We start from the raw sequence: 16,357 nt of genomic DNA on the forward strand, positions 1-16,357 counted from the left end.
CCCCCACTCGCGTCACTCAGCTCGCTCGCCCCGGCGGGCGCAACCAGCGGCAGGAGGAGCGCAGGGACACTCATCGGGAGGACCTCTCCCGGAGCACGAAGCTCGGGTAGCCCTCGGCCTGCTCCTTGGTGAAGTGCTCGAAGTAGGCCGGCCCGCCGCCGGCGTAGGCGAGGAACTCCCGCGGCTTGCCGGGCACGTTGTCGCCCATGTACCAGGTGTTCGCCTTCGGGTAGACCGACTGCTCGGCGACCTCGTTCACGTGCGCGGACCAGGCCTTTTCGGCCTCCTCGGTCGGCTCGATCGAGGTGAGCCCGTGCGAGTCCAGGTACGCGATCGCGTCGGCGATGAAGTCGATGTGCTGCTCGGCGGCGGGGATCATGTTGTAGAGCACGCCGATGCTGCCCGGCCCGCTCACCATGAAGAAGTTGGGGAAGCCTGCCACCGTCAACCCGAGGTGGTTCGCGGCCGAGCCGGACCACTTCTCCTGGATCGTCACGCCTCCGCGGCCCCGGAGATCGATCCCGAGGATCGCGCCGGTGAGCGCGTGGAAACCTGTCGCGAGCACGATCACGTCGAGGTCGATGCGGGAGCTGTCCTTGAGGACGATGCCGCCTGTGTCGGCGTGGCTGATCCCGTGCTCCCGGAGATCGACGAGCGTCACGTCCTCGCGGTTGTAGATCTCGAAGTAGTCCGTGTCCACGCACAGCCGCTTCGCGGCGAACGGATAGGTCGGAGTCAGCTGATCGGCGACCCTCTCGTCATGGATCCGGGCTCGGATCTTCTCCTTGACGAACTCGCCGACCATGGAGTTGACCTCGTCGTTGAACACGACGTTCGGGTAGCTCGCGATCATCAGATAGCCACCTCGGGCCCAGGTGCGCTCCAGCCAGGCCTGCCGCTGCTCCGGGGTCGCGGTCAGCGGGTCGTGGTCTGCCTGCTCGTAGATGATCCCGCCCACCGTGTCCCAGGCGTCCTGCCGCATCCGGGGGTATCCGGCCTTGATGCGCGCGATCTCGTCCTCGTCGTAGGGTCGGTTCCAGGCAGGGATCGAGAACTGTGGCGTGCGCTGGAAGACGTGGAGGTGCTCGGCCTCGTCGGCGATGATCGGCGCCGACTGGATGCACGACGACCCGGTCCCGACGATCCCGACGCGCTTGCCGGTCAGGTCGATCTCGTCGAGCCAGTCGCTCGTGCGGACGACCTGACCGCCGAACTCTGTCAGGCCGGGGATCTGCGGGTCGACCGGCGTGGACAGCGGCCCGGTCGCCATGACGACGAAGCGGCACCGGACGATCTCGCCGTTGTCCGCGGTGACGGTCCAGGTCTGGCTCTCGTCGTCGAACACGGCGCTGGTGACCGAGGTGTCGAAGGCGAAGGCTTTACGCAGGTCGAAGCGGTCCGCTACGTGGTTGAGGTAGGCCAGGATCTCCGGCTGCGTGGCGTAGCGGTGGGTCCACGTCCACTCCTGCTGGAGCTCCTCGGAGAACGAGTAGGAGTAGTAGATGCTCTCGATGTCGCAGCGCGCACCGGGGTACCGGTTCCAGAACCACGTGCCGCCCACTCCGCTGCCGCGCTCGAAGCCGCGCACCGACAACCCGTCCGTGCGGAACCGGTGGACTCCGTAGAGACCGGCGAAGCCGGCGCCGACCACGACGACATCGACGTCGACAGGCGCCTCTGCTGCCGGTCCTGGGTTCGGGGTGCTCACAGAACTCTCCAATCTCATGCCCTTCTCGGGGCCGTCTTCAGGTGGTGGGGACGGCGTCCGACGCTTCGTGGCTCTCGACGAACGTCCGGATCAGCGCGTTCACCTCGTCGGCACGCTCGACGGGCAGGGCGTGTGTGGCGCCGGTGCCTTCGAGCACGTGCAGGCAGGCGCCGGGGATGGCCGCCGCGGTCGCGCGGGCGTGCGCGACGTCGACGAGGCGGTCCTCGGCCCCTCCGATGACGAGGGTGGGCATGGACAGCGCCCTCAACCGGTCCGACACGTCGAAAGCGAGTGCCGAGTCGAGGTAGTCCCGGATCGTCCCGCTCGTGGGATAGCCGGGATTGGTGACGTCGGAGCGGGCTTCGATCAGCAACTGCTCCCCCGCTGCGTTGACCGCCTCGCGCGAGAGGATGAGCCACAGAGTGGCGATCTCCGCCGACTCGGCCGAGGCGTGCGTGACGAGGTCCCGCATTATCCCGAAGGCCAGCGCGAGGTGCGGGTCGATCCGGGTCCAGGGGGTGAGCAGCGTGAGGGAGGCGACGCGCTCGGGGTGATGCAGGGCGAGGAGCGTTGCGGCGGCGGCGCCGAGCGACCACCCGACGACGTGCGCCCGGTTCACGCCGCTCCGGTCCAGGACGTCACGGGCGTCCTCGGCGATGGTGCCCGCGGAGTAGGAGTCACACGCGACGTCCTTCGACCGGCCGATCCCGCGCGGGTCGAACAGCACACAGCGATGCGCGCCCTCGAGCACGGCGACCTGAGGCTCCCAGCTCCTGCGCCCTCGTCCAAGCGGTGGGACGAACAGCAGCGGGGTCGCGGCGGTGGCGTCGCCGCGGGTCTCCCAGGAGATCTCGGCTTCGGCTGGGGGCACTTCTCCTACCTCGCCCTCTTTGTACGTGGATGCGCAGGTCGGTGACGAGCGGCCGGTGAGGGGCAGGGCGCTGGATCGCCGTGCCCCTCGCCGACACCGATCAGTGCCGAGCCGGAGCCGAACCGTTGCTCTCGGCGGCCCTGAGCAGTTCGCGGAGGTACTCCGGCGTCATCGGCGTCTTCTCGACGACGACGCCGAAGGGCGACAGTGCGTCCATGACGGCGTTCACGATCGCGGCCGGCGCCGAGATCGTGCCCGCTTCCCCGACACCCTTGACTCCTCCGGCGCTGACCGCCGATGGGGTCTCGATGGTGTGCAGGGTCAGGTCCGGCACCTCGGTCGTCGACGGGTACAGGTAGTGCAGCAGGCTGCCCGAGACGAACTCGCCGTTGTCCTCGTAGGCGAGGTCCTCCAGGAGTGCGATGCCGATGCCGTTGGCGAGGGCCCCGGCGACCTGTCCCTTGACGATGGTCGGGTTGAGCACGACGCCGCAGTCCTCCACCGCGACGAGCTGCTCGATCGTCACCAAGCCGGTCCGGACGTCGACCTCGACGACCGCTGCGCCGCACCCGTTGGCGTACGTCTCCCCCGGGTTGTAGCCCGAGGTGGCGGTCAGCCCGTCGCGCTGAACGTCGTCAGGGCGGGCCGGGCCGCCGAAGTAGCCGAAGAGGGCGATCTGCTGCAGCGGCACCGACTTCCCCGGGACGCCCTTGACGTTGGCGACGCCGTCGACGAGCTCGATGTCGGTGTGGTCGGCCTCCAGCATGGCCCCCGCCAGCCGAACGAGACGGTCCTTGACCTGTACGGCGGACTCGTGGATGGAGCCGAATCCGAGGACGGCGCTGCGGCTGGCGTAGGTCCCCATGCCGAACACGGAGGTGTCGGTGTCGCCGAAGACGATCCGCACGCTCTCCATCGGCACGCCGAGCTCGTCGGCCGTCACCTGGGCGAGCGTCGTCTCGTGCCCCTGCCCGTGCGAGTGCAGGCCGGTCGTGACCGTCACCGATCCGTCGGGCTCGACGGTGACGCTAGCGGTGTCGAAGAAGCCGTTCGGCAGGCCACCCGCCGCGGCGCTGGATGTCGCCCAGCCGGTCGGCTCGACGAAGGGGCTGAACCCGACGCCCAGATAGCGGCCTTCCTCGCGGGCCTTGGCCTGCCGCTCCCGGAAGGCCGCGTAGTCGACCGAATCGCGCGCCTTCTCCAACGAGGCGGTGTAGCTACCGCCGTCGTAGGTCTGCCCGAACGGCGTCGTGTAGACCTCCGGCCCGATCATGTTCTGCAGACGGAGCTCGACCGGGTCTTTTTCCAGCGCGCGGGCGAGCTCGTCGATCGCCACCTCCCGGGCGAGCTGCCCGGGCACCCACCCGACACCGCGCACGGCGCCGATCTGGCACTTGTTGGTGAGCGGGTTGTCCACGGCGTACGCGACGTTCTGCACGCCGTAGCAGCTCGACAAGTACACGCCGGCGACCTGGGAATCGACCAGTGGGGTGAAGGGAATGGACGAGTACGCACCGGAGTCGGTCACGAAGTGCCCGCGGAAGGCGGTCATCGTGCCGTCGGCTTTGGCCGCGATCTCCATGGTGCAGTGCATGTCCTTGGAGTGCACTCCGGCGGCGAGGTCCTCCCAGCGATCCTCGATCCACTTCACTGGCCGGCCGGCGAGCCGGGCCACGGCGGGGATCACGATGTCCTCGGGGAACACCGAGCACTTCAGACCGAACGCTCCGCCGACGTCCGGGGCCTTGATGCTCAGCCGCCCTTCGGGAACCCCGAGCACCGGGGCCATGAGCATGCGCAGCAGGTGCGGCATCTGGGTCGAGGAGTGGACGTTGTACCGACCACCTGCTCGGTCCTCATACTCGGCCACGACGCCGCGGCACTCGATCGGTGCGGCCGTCGACCGGCCGGAGTGGAAGCGGATGCGGGTGACGTGGTCTGCCTCGGCGAAGGCCTCCTCCACCTCGCCGACCGACTGCTCGAGATGGGAGATGTTGTTCGTGCCGAGTGCCTCGTCCACCAGGGTGGCTCCCGGCTCCAGCGCCGCGAGCGGATCGAGCACGGGCGGTAATGGCTCCCACTCGACCTCGACGAGGTCGCGCCCGTCCTCCGCGAGGTACGGGGACCGGGCCAGGACGACAGCGACCGGGTCCCCGACGTGTCGCGAGACGTCCGTGGCGAGAGGAGTGCGTGACTGCGCCACGACCCCCTCGCGCATCGGTCCGGTCGAGACCATGGGCGCGAGCCAGTCGAGGTCCTTCGCCGTGTAGACCGCGACCACGCCGTCCAGGGCGAGCGCCTCGCTCGGGTCGACGGCCACGATCCGGGCATGGGCGTGCGGGCTGCGGACGAACGCGGCGTGCAACATGCCCGGCAGCGTGATGTCGTCGAGGTACCGGCCACGTCCCGAGAGCAGGCGGGGGTCTTCGACCCGTTGGACGGAACGGCCGACGTAGCGAGCCCCGGGACCCCGCTGCGGAGTCGTGGCGGACGTGGCTGCCGAGGTAGGTGCGGTGGACTCAAGCGTCACGGGAGGCTGCCTTCCGCTCGTTCGCGACGCGCCGGACGGCCGCGATAATGCCCTGGTAGCCGGTGCAGCGACAAACGTTGCCCGAGAGGTACTCCCGGATCTCGTCGTCGGTTGGATCCGGGTTCTCCTGCAGGAGTGCCTCGGTGCTGGCGAGCATGCCCGGAGTGCAGAAACCGCACTGCAGGCCGTGCTCTGCGCGGAACGCCTGCTGGACGTCGGAGAGGGCGCCCGGCTCGGCCATGCCCTCCACCGTGTCGACACAACCGCCCTCGACCTGCACGGCGAAAGTCAGGCATGCGCGGGCGGGCTGGCCGTCGACCAGCACCGTGCAGGCGCCGCACACCCCCTGCTCGCAGCCGACATGGGTGCCGGTCAATCCCAGGCCGTGCCGGAGGAAGTCGGTGAGCAGCATCCGTGGCTCGGCCGCGGCGACGCGCTTCTCGCCGTTGACGGTCAGCTCGACCGCCACGGTGCCCTGTCGGGTCTTCATCAGTTCTCTCCCCTTCCGCGCGCCGCCGCGTCGAGCAGCACGCGTTCGACCACGGTCGCCGCGGCTTCCTGCCGGTAGGTGGCGCTCACGAACGAGTCGCTCGCGACGTCCAGACCGGACAGTGCGAGCCGGCCCGCCTCGACCGCCGTGTCGCGGTCACCGAGCCTGGTGCCGACCAGCCGTTCCTCCGCGGCGGTGGACCGGACGGGGCGCCCCGAGACGCCGAACAGCGCGACCCGTGCCTCCTCGATCCGCCCAGCGCCGTCGGTGTCGACCCGGACCGCCGCGCCCGCCAGCGCGTAGTCCCCGTGCCGGCGCACGATCTCGCCGAATCCCCAGGCCGAGCCACTGGCGTCGGGAATCTCGGCCTGCACGAGCAGCTCGTCCTCCGCGAGGACTGTGGTGTAGTGCCCGAGGAAGAAGTCCTGGGCATGGACCACGCGCTCGCCGCTCGACCCGCGCAGGGTGAAGTGTGCGTCGAGGGCCAGCATCACGGCGGGCAGCTCGGAGGCCGGCTCGCCGTGCGCGATGCTGCCGCCGAAGGTCCCCCGGGAACGTGTCGCCGGGTGCCCGACGTGCGTGAGTGCCGAGGTGATCAGGGGCCAGCGGCGGCCAACGGCTTCGTGCCCGAGGACGTCCGCCTGCGTGGCCGTCGCGCCCACGCGCAGTGATCCGTTCGCCTCGATGCCGCGCAGGTCGGCGAGACGCCCGATGTCGACCAGAGCGGTCGGACGAGCAAGCCGCATGTTCATCATCGGGATCAGGCTCTGGCCGCCCGCGAGCACCTTCGAGTCGGGGTGTGCAGCCAGGGCCTCGATCGCCTCGGCCACGGAATCGGGCCGTAAATAGTCGAAAGTCGGGGGTTTCACGGGTCCTCCATGCCGCCGTCCGGATCCGCCGGAATGCCGGTCATGACACACCGGCGACGAGGCCGCGGGTGTCCCACATTGGGACACCGGCTCGGGCCGGACCGGCTGTCATCACCTCGGCGATCGCGGGGCTCACGCACCGGGTTCATACCGGGTGCTCCGTGGATGTTCTGGGCCCCGTGGAGATCGAGAAGGGCGAAAGTGATGGACCAGAACCCGTTCAACGGGATCTGTCTGCGGCAGTTGACCTGTCCGGGACGTGTAGTTGCCGTTCAACACCTCTGTACAGACCCCGGTGGAGATCACCATCGAGGAGGGGTTCATCCGCGACATCCGCGGCGGGGGGCTCCTCGGGGCTGGACGCGGACCTGCTCCGCTCCTACATCGAGAGCTTCGACGACCCGCGCGGCTACGGCATGTCCCATGTCGGCTGGGGGCTCGACGAGCGGGCGCACTGGCACGGGCTGACCCAGCTCGGCGTGGGATGGGATGGAGCTGCGCTCCTTCTACGGCAACGTGATGTTCTCCATCGGCCCGAACAACGAGCTCGGCGGACCCAACGACACGGCGTGACATTTCGACATCCCGATGCGCGGCAACAGCCTCTACCTCGACGACGAGCTGATCGTCGACGACGGCGAGCTCACCGTCCCCGAGATGCGACCAGCGAACCGCCGATGAGCAGGGGCGCCATCAGGACCACCACATCGGAACGACCGTGCCGAGCCTGTCGATCAGAAGGTGAGGGAACGGGGCTGGCACGAGGGGCAAACCGTCCGGCGATACTCAGAACGGACCCTGGGCAGAGTCCGGCGCTCCCTATATTCTGCGCCCGAGAACGCACCGGACACTTCTCCGCTTCAAGAAGGAACTTCGCCGTGCCCACTACGGACCGGAGGCTGCGCGTGGCGAAGGCCCGTGCCGAGTTCCTCGCGTCCGGGTCCGTGGCGGACGCGGTGGTTGAGGAGACCATCCTCACCTCGTGGCGGCGGTCCCGCTTCGCCGGCGTGGACATCGGCACTCCTCACGTCCCATACGGCGATGAGATCGATCTTCGCAGCCGACTCGTCAGGTGCGCCACCCCAGTGATGGAGCGCATGCACGAGCGGCTTGACGGGATCCCGGTCAGCGTCGTCCTGACGGACGACAAGGGACGGCTGCTCGAGCGTAAGGACAGCGAGCGCAGGCTGGCGCGGGTCTGGGACAACGTGTACTTCGCGCCCGGCTTCAGCTACGCAGAAGCCTATGTCGGCACCAACGGCGTCGGCACAGCGCTCGAGGACGGCCGGCCGGTCTTCGTCTCCGGCCCTGAGCACTTCAACGAGCGCAGCATGGCCTTCGCCTGCGCAGGGGCACCGATCCGCAACCCATTGACTCGACGTATCGAGGGATTGATCGACCTCAGCTGCATGGCCGAGGACGCCCACCCGATGATGCGGGTTCTGGTGCAGGAAGCCGCACTCGACATCGAGCGACTGCTGCTGGACGACGGCACCGAGCGCCAACGGGTGGTGCTGGAAGCCTTCCTCGCCAGCTGCCGCCGCTGCACGTGTGCCGTGCTGTCGGTCTGCGGCGACATCGTGATGGCCAATGAGCGGGCATCGGCCCTCCTCACGCCCGCCGACGTGGCTTTCCTCAAGATCATGGCCGTCGAGGCCCGGCCAGGCGACCGAGGAATGCCGGTCGGCATGTCACTGACGGAAGGACGTTGGGCCCAGGTTCGCCGTCGCACGGTCATCCACGGTGCAGGCGTAGCCGGAGCGGTGTTCGAGCTGCACATCCCGGAGACACCGCCGAAGCCTCGCTCTGCGCGCGTGTCGCCGCCAGTCGCGCTGCCAGGCCTAGTCGGGCGCTCGCAGACGTGGATTGATGCGACGGTGCAGGCCCGCGAGGCGGCCACCGGGCAGCTGCCGCTCCTCATCGTCGGCGAGGCCGGGGTGGGCAAACTCGCTCTGGCCCACGGCGTCCATCAGGACAGCAGGTCTGGAGCGCGGTTCGCGGTCGTCAACTGCGAGGTCGACGCCCCGGGAGCGCTGATCGACGCCATCGACCGCGAGCCGGCTCCCGGGTTGACGGTGGTCCTGCGACACCTTGACCGGCTCCCGGCCGAGCGCGTCGCTGAGATGAGCGCGCTGCTGGAGGACCTCCTGCGGCAGTACCCCCAGCCATGGGTAGTGGCGACCGTCGGCTCCGCCGCAGCAACACCGAACGACCTGCTGCGCCTCTTCGAGGCGACCGTCACCGCCCCGCCGCTCCGGCACCGCATCGACGACCTGGACCAACTCATCACCGCGCTGCTCAATCGGCTGGCTCCAGGACGTGCTGCGCAGTGCAGTGACGACGCGAAGCGGGTCCTGGTGAGGAACGCGTGGATCGGTAATGTCGCCGAGCTCAATGAAGTCCTCGCTGCCGCGCTCCGGCGACGTCCCGCGGGCGCGATCCGCCGCGAGGACCTGCCGCCGTCGTGCTTCACGACGAGCCGGCGCGCCCTCTCCCCCATCGAGCGACTCGAGCGCGACGCCATCGTCCGCGCACTCGCCGAAGTGGGCGGCAACCGCAAGAGCGCCGCTGCGATGCTGGGAATGTCCCGGTCGTCCCTCTACCGGAAGATGCACGCCTTCGGAATCAACTCCCTGGACGCCCGCAGCTGACAATTCCACGCGGGGTATGCGGCGCGCGCCCCGCCGCGAACAGCCCACCTCGAGCGGTCACCGCGGTCCGCCCTCACGATCAGCGAGATGCACCGGAGCCCTTCTGATTGAGGACCGGCGTCGCGGCGTCGTCGACCGTCGAGAAGAAGCCCGCCACGGCGCCGGGCGCCTTGGCCGACCGGCATGGCGACGAACAGCGCAAGCGCCACACGGTGAGCCACGGCTCCCGACCTAACAGGAGATGCGGCGGAGACAGCACCCACCGCGGCTGCGGTTGCATGTAGCGCTGGTCTTGTTCAGAGAGAGAGCGGTGTGGCCTGTTCGACAACTGCTTCGTCCTCGCACGATCACGCCACGAGCGGGAAAGATCGACAACACTTCTCGCCTCTGCGGTACTAGTCCTGCACCCTCTATGCCGGAGCCGTGGCAGAGCCAGGAAATCTGCAGCAGAGTTCATGGGCGCCACACTGCCGGCTCAGCATCCTCTTAATGACGCGCGTCACACTCGGATCCCTCACCGAAATACCTCCGACGCCCAAGTTGGACTTATTTCGGCCAGCCGATAGCGCCAAGCCCATCCAGTACCAGCCATACGTGGCTTCCAGCACGACCTCCGGCGCCTCACCCGCCCGCGCCATCACCCGCTGCAGATACTCCCGGTCAATGGAGATCCGCACCGTCTCCAGCCGCTCCCCGGCCTCGGTCATCCGCACCAACACCGACCGCCGCCGATGCAGATCCATCCCGACGAACTGCCGTCCCTCGTATGCTCCACTCACAGGGGCCTCCCGAGTCGTTGACGTGAAGCACCTCGAGCATGAGCCGACTGTCACGAGGAGCGGAGGCCCCGCTCCTTCATCGCATCATGAGTGGTGTCACGCGCTGCAGCACATGCACGCAAGGGTGGAGGTCGACCACGCTGTCGGAGTCAAGCCGGAGATCCTCGCCGTCAGGCCCGTAGGGCCATCAGGGCGCACGCCACCGAGCCCCAGCGTTCTGCGTAGGCAGCGAGCAGCGGGTCGTCGGCGAAGCTCGCGTCGAGGAGGTAGAGGCCGGGGAGGGCGCAGGTGCCGCCGAGCTCGGCCAGGACGGGCTTGAGCGTGAGGTCGGGGGCCATGGCGTGGGCGGGCCCGGCGCCGAGCATCAGCGGCACGGCGACGACGTCCTGCAGCCCGGTGCCGCCGGCGAACTGGTCGAGGAAGAGCTTCAGCAACCCGGTGTAGGTGGCCTTGAAGGTCGGGCTGGCGAACACGACCAACGAGGACGCCTGCACGGTCTTGACCGCGGAGGCCACGGCCTCGTCGCCCCAGCCGAGCAGGCCGGGCCCGAGCTCGGTCAGCTCGACGACATGGTCCGGGGCGGACCCGGTGAGCCGCTCGGCCAGGAGATCACCGGCCGCGCGGGTGCGGGACCCGGGCTTCGGGTTGCCGACGACGACGGTGACGGTCACGAGATCTCCAGGAGACGGACGGGCCGAGGCGAGGGCCCCGAGGTGGGCGCGGGAACGGGCAGGACGGCGAGGTCGGGCCGGGCGAGGCGAACGGCCGACGCAGGACCGGGTAGCAGCCGCACGGCACGCTGGCCGAGGTCGGCGAGGATCGCGCCGGCGGCGCCGTCGTCGGCCGGGGTCCAGGTGTGCCTGCCGGGTGCGCCGACGGCCCGGGCGCCCGGGCGGCGCAGGTAGACCAGGATCCCGCCCTCGCGGGCGACCAGGGCCGCCGAGTCGGCGAAGCGCCGGGCGCAGCCGCAGGTCATGCCGCCGAAGACGTCGCCGGTCACGCACTCGGCGTGCACCGCGACGAGAGGCCGGCTGGCCGGCCCGCGCCCGATGAGCGCGACGTGTTCGGCGCCGGTGACCTCGTCGCGGAACCCGACGGCGTCGAGCGAGCCGTGCTCGGTGGGCAGCCGCGTGGTGGCGGCCCGGGTGACCCGGCCCCGCTCGCCGTCGCCGAACCGGAGCCGATGGTCGACGAGCTCGGCGATGTCGAGGACCGGCAGGTCGTACCGCGCGGCGAGCAGGGCAGCGTGCTCACCGCCGGCCATCCCGGTGCCCTCGCCGACCAGCTCGGCGATCAGGGCGACCGGGGGCAGCCCGGCCAGTCGGCACAGGTCCACCCCGGCCTCCGTGTGCCCGGGCCGAGCGACCACCCCACCCGGGCGGGCGCGCAGCGGAAGCAGATGGCCGGGCCGGACGAGGTCGGTGGGCCGACTGGCCGGGTCGGCGAGGACCCGGGCGGTGCGGGCCCGGTCCTTCGCGCTGATCCCCGTGCCGATGCCGTGCGCGGCGTCGACCGAGACCGTGTAGGCGGTGCCGCGCGGGTCCTGGTTGTCGCGGACCATGGGGTCCAGGGCGAGGGCGTCGGCGCGCTCGGCCGTGAGCGGGGCGCAGAGCAGCCCGGACGTGTGCCGCACGGCCCAGGCGGTCCACCGGGGCTCGGCCAGCGCTGCGGGCAGGACGACGTCGTACTCGTTCTCGCGGCCGGCGTCGTCGGCGACGAGGACCGGCCGCCCGGCGCGCAGCGCGGCCACGGCGGCACCGACGCCGTCGATTGCCGGAATGGTGTCGGGCTGGACGGACATCAGGCCGCCAGCGCGGACAGCGCGTGGAAGCGGCTGCCGTGGAAGACCAGCGGGGCGACGTCGTCGTGGGTCTGCAGGGCCTCGACGCGCAACAGGACCAGATCGTGGTCCCCCGCCGTCACGATCTCGTGGACCGAGCAGTCCAGCCACGCCGCGGCGTCGTGCAACAGCACCGCGCCCCCGTCGGTCACGGTGTAGCCGATGCCCGCGAACCGGTCCCCGGTCTTCGAGGCGATCTGCCGGCAGGCCCGGTCGTGCGTCGACCCGAGCACCGAGAGCCCGAGCCGGGGCCGGTCGGCCAGCAGCGGCCAGGTCGTGGAGGTGTGCTGCACGCACACCGACACCAGCGGCGGGTCCATCGACACGGACACGAACGAGCTGGCGGCGATACCCACCGGGGCGCCCTCGCGCAGCGCGCAGACCGCGGTCACCCCGCTGGGGAAGGTGCCGTAGGCCCGCCGCAACGCGCTCGTCTCGGTCGGATCGGGAACGATCATCACAAGCCTCCTGTCACCGTGCGGTGACGCCCACGAAACCCGCCAGGTGTTGCCCGCGCATTACGGGTGAGGATCGGCGGATTGCGCTGCCGGACTACCTGCGCACAAGGCGTTGACCAGCAGCGACCTTGTGACAGCGGGGCAATACGCCACGCGGGCTCCGGCGATGTCGTCCCCGCCGCCACGCCGGGAGAACGTGTACCTGCCGGTCCGTCCGCCGCGCCGCCGACCGGTTCACCCGCCAGTGGCTCACCCTGACCGACGACACCTGGGTCCGTCAGGACACATGTTCAGCGTGGCGCGGCAGATGGTCCGTCACGTCGTCGATCAACGGGTGCCCTGTCCGGTACGCCTCGACCTGAGCCGCGACCAGCGCCGCGAGATCGCGCGCCGTCGTCCGGGCGTCGCCGGCCATGTGCGGGGTGAGGAGCACGTTCGGCATCCGCCAGAGCGGGTGGTCTGCCGGTAGCGGCTCGGGGTCGACGACGTCAAGGCTCGCTCGGATCCGCCCGGTCGCCAGCTCTGCGATGAGGGCGGCCGTGTCGACGGTGGCGCCCCGTCCGACGTTGCTGAACAGGGCCCCGGCGCGCATCCGCGCAAGGAAGGCGGCGTCGACGATCCGGCGCGTCTGCGGGCCGAGGGGCAGCGCCGAGGAAACGACGTCCGCTCGAGGCAGCCAATCGTCCAGCTCCTCCATAGGGCGGACCCGCCGCCGGGCCTCGAGCCGCGCGGTGCGGGCGAACGGCACCACCTCGGCTCCGCAGACCTCCAGCCTGCGAGCCAGCGCCTTCCCCACCACTCCGTGCCCGAGCTGCAGCACCGTCGCACCCACGAGACTCTCCAACGCCGACGCCGGAATTGTGCTCGTCGGGTCGTCCACGTCGACCCAGTCGCAGCGGTCCTGGGCGCGCACGTAGTCCGGCAGCCGGCGCAGGGCCGCGAGGATCCCGAGCAACCCCTGCTCGGCGGTGGTCTCGGCGATCACGGACGCGGCATTGTGCAGGCGCGCGCCCGAGGGCACGTACTCGGCCACGTAGTCGTATCCCACGCTGAGCACCTGCACGCGCTCCAGATGGGGAAGCTCCCGCATCCGACGGCGGCGGGCGGGCCCTCCTCGTCGGTCGATCGCCACGAACCGGACGTCCGCCTCCGGCACCGCGCCCGCCTCCAGCTCGTCCCACAGGGCGTGCCGCCAGCCCGCAGGAGGCGTGCCCAGCGCCCGCAGCTGCAGTTCGTCGGTCACCAGCACGGCACCCGGCCTCATTCCACGTCCTCCGTCATCCGATCCGTACCCGCCTCGCCGCCAGCAGCGCCGCCAGCAGCCCTGTGATCCCCAGAGTCGCCGCAGTCACGACGTACCCCGCCACGTTGCCCGGCGTCCCGAGCACCATTGCCAGCACCATTGCCGTGCTGAGGGCTAGCGCGCCGTTGTGCAGCACCGACCGGAACCCGTTCGCGATCGCCCGCCGGTCCGGTGCGACCCCGTCGATCACCCGGCGGGTGATCGACGCCATGAACATGCCCTCCCCTAATCCGGTGAGCAGCAGGAGCAGCGCGATCCCGAGGACGTCCGGATCGCCACCCAGCAGGCCCGCGAGAGCGACCATGGAGAAGCCAACTCCCAGGGCACCCACCGTGGTCAGTACACGCGCGGAGATTCGCCGGGCCAGCATGCCGGTGACCGGCGACGCGACGACGAGGGCGAGCCCCATCGGCAGGGCCAGGGCCCCCGCGGCCGCGGCGGACAAGCCGCGCACGGTCTGCAGGTACAGCACCACGAGCAGCACGGACGCACCGAACGCCAGCCCCGCGCAGAAGGAGGATCCGTAGGCGTAGCCGCGGTCACCGCCCAGCACGCGCAGGTCCAGGATCGGCTCCCCTACCCGGCGCTCGACCGCCACGAACGCCCCCAGTGCGACCAGCCCCACCACCAACCCCAGCCCGGCGGCAGCCCACCGGCGGTCGGCGAGCAGCTGGCCGGCCAACAGGACGGCCCCGATCCCCGCGACCGACAGCACTGCGCCCGATACGTCGAACCGGAAGCCGGCCGCGCGACCGGGTGAGTGCGCGTACCGCAGGCTCCACCACCCGATGCCGACGGCGAGGACCCCCATGGGCACTGTGCACACGAAGATCGACCGCCAGCCGAACCCGTCCACCAGCAGCCCGCCAACCAGTGGGCCGAGCAGCGTGGCCGAGCCGCCCGCGGTGATGTTGAACGACAACGCGAGCGGTAGCCGCGGTGGTGAGAAGACGTCGCTGAGCACTGCAGTCGTGTTGCTGACCGCCGCGGCCGCCGCCAGGCCCTGCGCGACTCGCGCGGCGATCAGCAGACCGTCGTTCGTGGCCCACGCGCAGACCACCGAGCCCGCCGTGAACACCGCGAGCCCGCCCAGGTAGAGCGGGCGGCGGCCGAGCGAGTCCGACAGCTTGCCGAAGACCAGGATCGTCGCCGAGTTGGCGAGCAGGAACGCCAGCACCATCCAGGATGCGGTGGACCGGCCTTCCGTCAGGTCCGTCGCCATCGAAGGCACCGCCACGCCCAGGGCGGCCGCCGAGCCGAACACCAGCAGCGCGGACAAGGACGTCGTGGCGAGCACCGCGACGGCTGCGCCGCGTGCAACCGGGTCGCTCATGTCGCCGCTCCCCGGATCCCGGACAGCGGCCGCTCCGGGACAGGAGGCCGAATCCGCCACGGGCCGCCCCGTGCCACCCCGAATGCGAAGGCGACGGCCTCGGCGGCCGCGCAGACCAGCAGCGCGACGGTGAACGCCGCCCGGACGGCCGGGCCGGCGTCCTGCACGTCGTAGCCGGCGATGCCGGAGGCCGACACCACCAGCAGCGCGACGCTCGTACCCAGCGCCGCGCCGCTGTTGTAGAGCATCGACCGGACTGCGTTCGCCACGGTGCGCCGGGCGGCGGGGACACCGCGCATGATCGCGGTCGTGTTGGGCGTGGTGAAGAGGCCGATGCCGGCCCCGACCAGCAGTAGCCAGCCCATCGTCAGGGGAAGTGGGGCCGTGGCGGGCGACAAGGCGAGACCCACCAGCCCCACCACGGAGAGCGTTCCGCCGATCGCGGTCAATGTCCGTGCCGTGAGGACCGCAGCGAGTCGGCCGGACACGGGCGTCGCAACCACCATTGCCAGCGCCATGGCCATCCCCATGAACCCGGCTTCGGCTGCGGAGCGAGCGGCCACGATCTGCTGCTGGAGCACCACGAGCACGGTTACGCCCGCCCGGCCGAAGGACTGGAAGAACGCGGCTCCGTAGGCGCACGCCCGCCCCTTGTCACGAATCAGCGCGAGGTCGACGAGCGGATGTTCCAGCTTCCGCTCGAGCAGCCCGAAGGTGACGAACAGCAGGACGCCTGCGGTGAGCAGCGCCCACACGCCCAGGTCCGCCGGGCCTGCCGTCGACAGCCGGTTCACGCCGTACAGCAGTGCCGCGAGGGCGGCCGCCGAGAGCACCGCGCCCTTGGCGTCGAACGTCTCGCGCGGCCCGGTCCGCGGACGCGGCGCGGGAAGCATACGCAGTCCCAGCAGCAGAGCGGCGAGCCCGAACGGCACGTTGACCAGGAACACCGCCTGCCAGCCCGCGGCCGACACGAGCAGCCCTCCGATCGTGGGGCCAGCGGTGTTCGCCACGGAGGCGGCGGTGAGGTTGAGGCTGAGTCCGTAGGCGAGCCGGTGCTCGGGAAAGGCGTCGGCGACCAGCGCCGAGGTGTTCGCGACGATGGTCGCGGCGGACACACCCTGGAGCGCACGCACCGCGATGAAGGTGCCGGCGTCCGGGGCGATGGTCGCCAGCACGCTCAGGACCATGAAGGCCGTCATTCCTGCGAGGTAGATCCGTCTTCTGCCCACGAGATCGGAGATGCGGCCGAACACGAGGATGGACGCGGTGTTGGCGAGCAGGAAGGCCAGCAGGAACCAGTCGGCCACGCCGGCGGGGGCGTCGAAGTCGCGCGAGAGGTCCGGCAACGCGACGTTGATCGATGTGCCGTTGATCAGCACCAGGGCCAGCGCGAGGCTGGTGACGGCGAGGACGGCGTAGGGGCTGCGGGCAGGTGGGGTACCGGCGGGTGCGGTCGATGCGGCCGCCGGGCGTTCGGGGGGCGTGGTCGTCACTTCCCTGGTACGGGAACAGGACGCGGCGGCAC

General features: G+C 70.6%; 12 protein-coding genes and 1 pseudogene. 2 read left to right on the forward strand and 11 right to left on the reverse strand.

All coding sequences use genetic code 11. The annotated features are described in order from the left end of the window. Window positions 1–70: 70 nt before the first annotated feature. From ABD990_RS29155 to ABD990_RS29175, 5 genes are all read right to left on the reverse strand, one after another. Window positions 71–1,708, reverse strand: a complete 1,638-nt coding sequence (locus ABD990_RS29155; RefSeq protein WP_345383985.1) for a flavin-containing monooxygenase — start codon at window positions 1,706–1,708, stop codon at window positions 71–73. A 37-nt stretch (window positions 1,709–1,745) separates the two neighbouring features. Further along, window positions 1,746–2,579 (reverse strand): alpha/beta fold hydrolase, encoded by an 834-nt coding sequence (locus ABD990_RS29160; RefSeq protein ID WP_345383986.1) that lies wholly within the window; start codon window positions 2,577–2,579, stop codon window positions 1,746–1,748. Between the two features lie 100 nt (window positions 2,580–2,679). After that, window positions 2,680–5,109: a xanthine dehydrogenase family protein molybdopterin-binding subunit gene (locus ABD990_RS29165; protein WP_345383987.1), complete on the reverse strand. Its 2,430-nt coding sequence runs from the start codon at window positions 5,107–5,109 to the stop codon at window positions 2,680–2,682. Further along, window positions 5,099–5,599 (reverse strand): (2Fe-2S)-binding protein, encoded by a 501-nt coding sequence (locus tag ABD990_RS29170; protein ID WP_345383988.1) that lies wholly within the window; start codon window positions 5,597–5,599, stop codon window positions 5,099–5,101. The genes ABD990_RS29165 and ABD990_RS29170 overlap by 11 nt, the downstream gene beginning before the upstream one ends. Next, a complete protein-coding gene (locus ABD990_RS29175) occupies window positions 5,599–6,468 on the reverse strand; it encodes an FAD binding domain-containing protein (RefSeq protein WP_345383989.1) in 870 nt (289 codons plus the stop codon). Before ABD990_RS29175 ends, ABD990_RS29170 begins: the two co-directional genes overlap by 1 nt. A gap of 265 nt (window positions 6,469–6,733) precedes the next feature. On the opposite strand from ABD990_RS29175, the pseudogene ABD990_RS29180 reads away from it, so the two are divergent. Together ABD990_RS29180 and ABD990_RS29185 are read left to right on the forward strand one after the other, a co-directional pair. Continuing rightward, a pseudogene (locus tag ABD990_RS29180) lies at window positions 6,734–7,149 on the forward strand (2,5-dihydroxypyridine 5,6-dioxygenase NicX family protein); the annotation flags it as partial. Between the two features lie 197 nt (window positions 7,150–7,346). After that, window positions 7,347–9,119, forward strand: coding sequence for a sigma-54-dependent Fis family transcriptional regulator (locus ABD990_RS29185; protein ID WP_345383990.1), 1,773 nt, complete (start codon window positions 7,347–7,349; stop codon window positions 9,117–9,119). 949 nt (window positions 9,120–10,068) lie between these two features. Here ABD990_RS29185 and ABD990_RS29190 read toward each other — a convergent pair. The 6 genes from ABD990_RS29190 to ABD990_RS29215 form a co-directional block, all read right to left on the reverse strand. After that, window positions 10,069–10,569, reverse strand: coding sequence for an NADPH-dependent FMN reductase (locus tag ABD990_RS29190; RefSeq protein WP_345383991.1), 501 nt, complete (start codon window positions 10,567–10,569; stop codon window positions 10,069–10,071). Continuing rightward, window positions 10,566–11,699 carry a 3,4-dihydroxy-2-butanone-4-phosphate synthase gene (ribB, locus tag ABD990_RS29195; protein ID WP_345383992.1) on the reverse strand — a complete coding sequence of 378 codons (1,134 nt, stop codon included), beginning with the start codon at window positions 11,697–11,699 and terminating at the stop codon, window positions 10,566–10,568. The genes ABD990_RS29190 and ribB overlap by 4 nt, the downstream gene beginning before the upstream one ends. Further along, a complete protein-coding gene (locus ABD990_RS29200; protein WP_345383993.1) occupies window positions 11,699–12,196 on the reverse strand; it encodes a flavin reductase family protein in 498 nt (165 codons plus the stop codon). Before ABD990_RS29200 ends, ribB begins: the two co-directional genes overlap by 1 nt. A 277-nt stretch (window positions 12,197–12,473) precedes the next feature. Continuing rightward, on the reverse strand, window positions 12,474–13,460 hold the full coding sequence (locus ABD990_RS29205) for an NAD(P)-dependent oxidoreductase (RefSeq protein WP_345383994.1): 987 nt from the start codon (window positions 13,458–13,460) through the stop codon (window positions 12,474–12,476). Between the two features lie 13 nt (window positions 13,461–13,473). After that, window positions 13,474–14,832 (reverse strand): MFS transporter, encoded by a 1,359-nt coding sequence (locus tag ABD990_RS29210; protein ID WP_345383995.1) that lies wholly within the window; start codon window positions 14,830–14,832, stop codon window positions 13,474–13,476. Continuing rightward, the gene (locus ABD990_RS29215; protein ID WP_345383996.1) at window positions 14,829–16,325 is read right to left on the reverse strand and encodes an MFS transporter; all 1,497 of its coding nucleotides are present in this window, start codon (window positions 16,323–16,325) and stop codon (window positions 14,829–14,831) included. The genes ABD990_RS29210 and ABD990_RS29215 overlap by 4 nt, the downstream gene beginning before the upstream one ends. Window positions 16,326–16,357 lie beyond the last annotated feature (32 nt).

This window comes from Pseudonocardia yuanmonensis (assembly GCF_039542425.1).
Lineage (GTDB): Bacteria > Actinomycetota > Actinomycetes > Mycobacteriales > Pseudonocardiaceae > Pseudonocardia > Pseudonocardia yuanmonensis.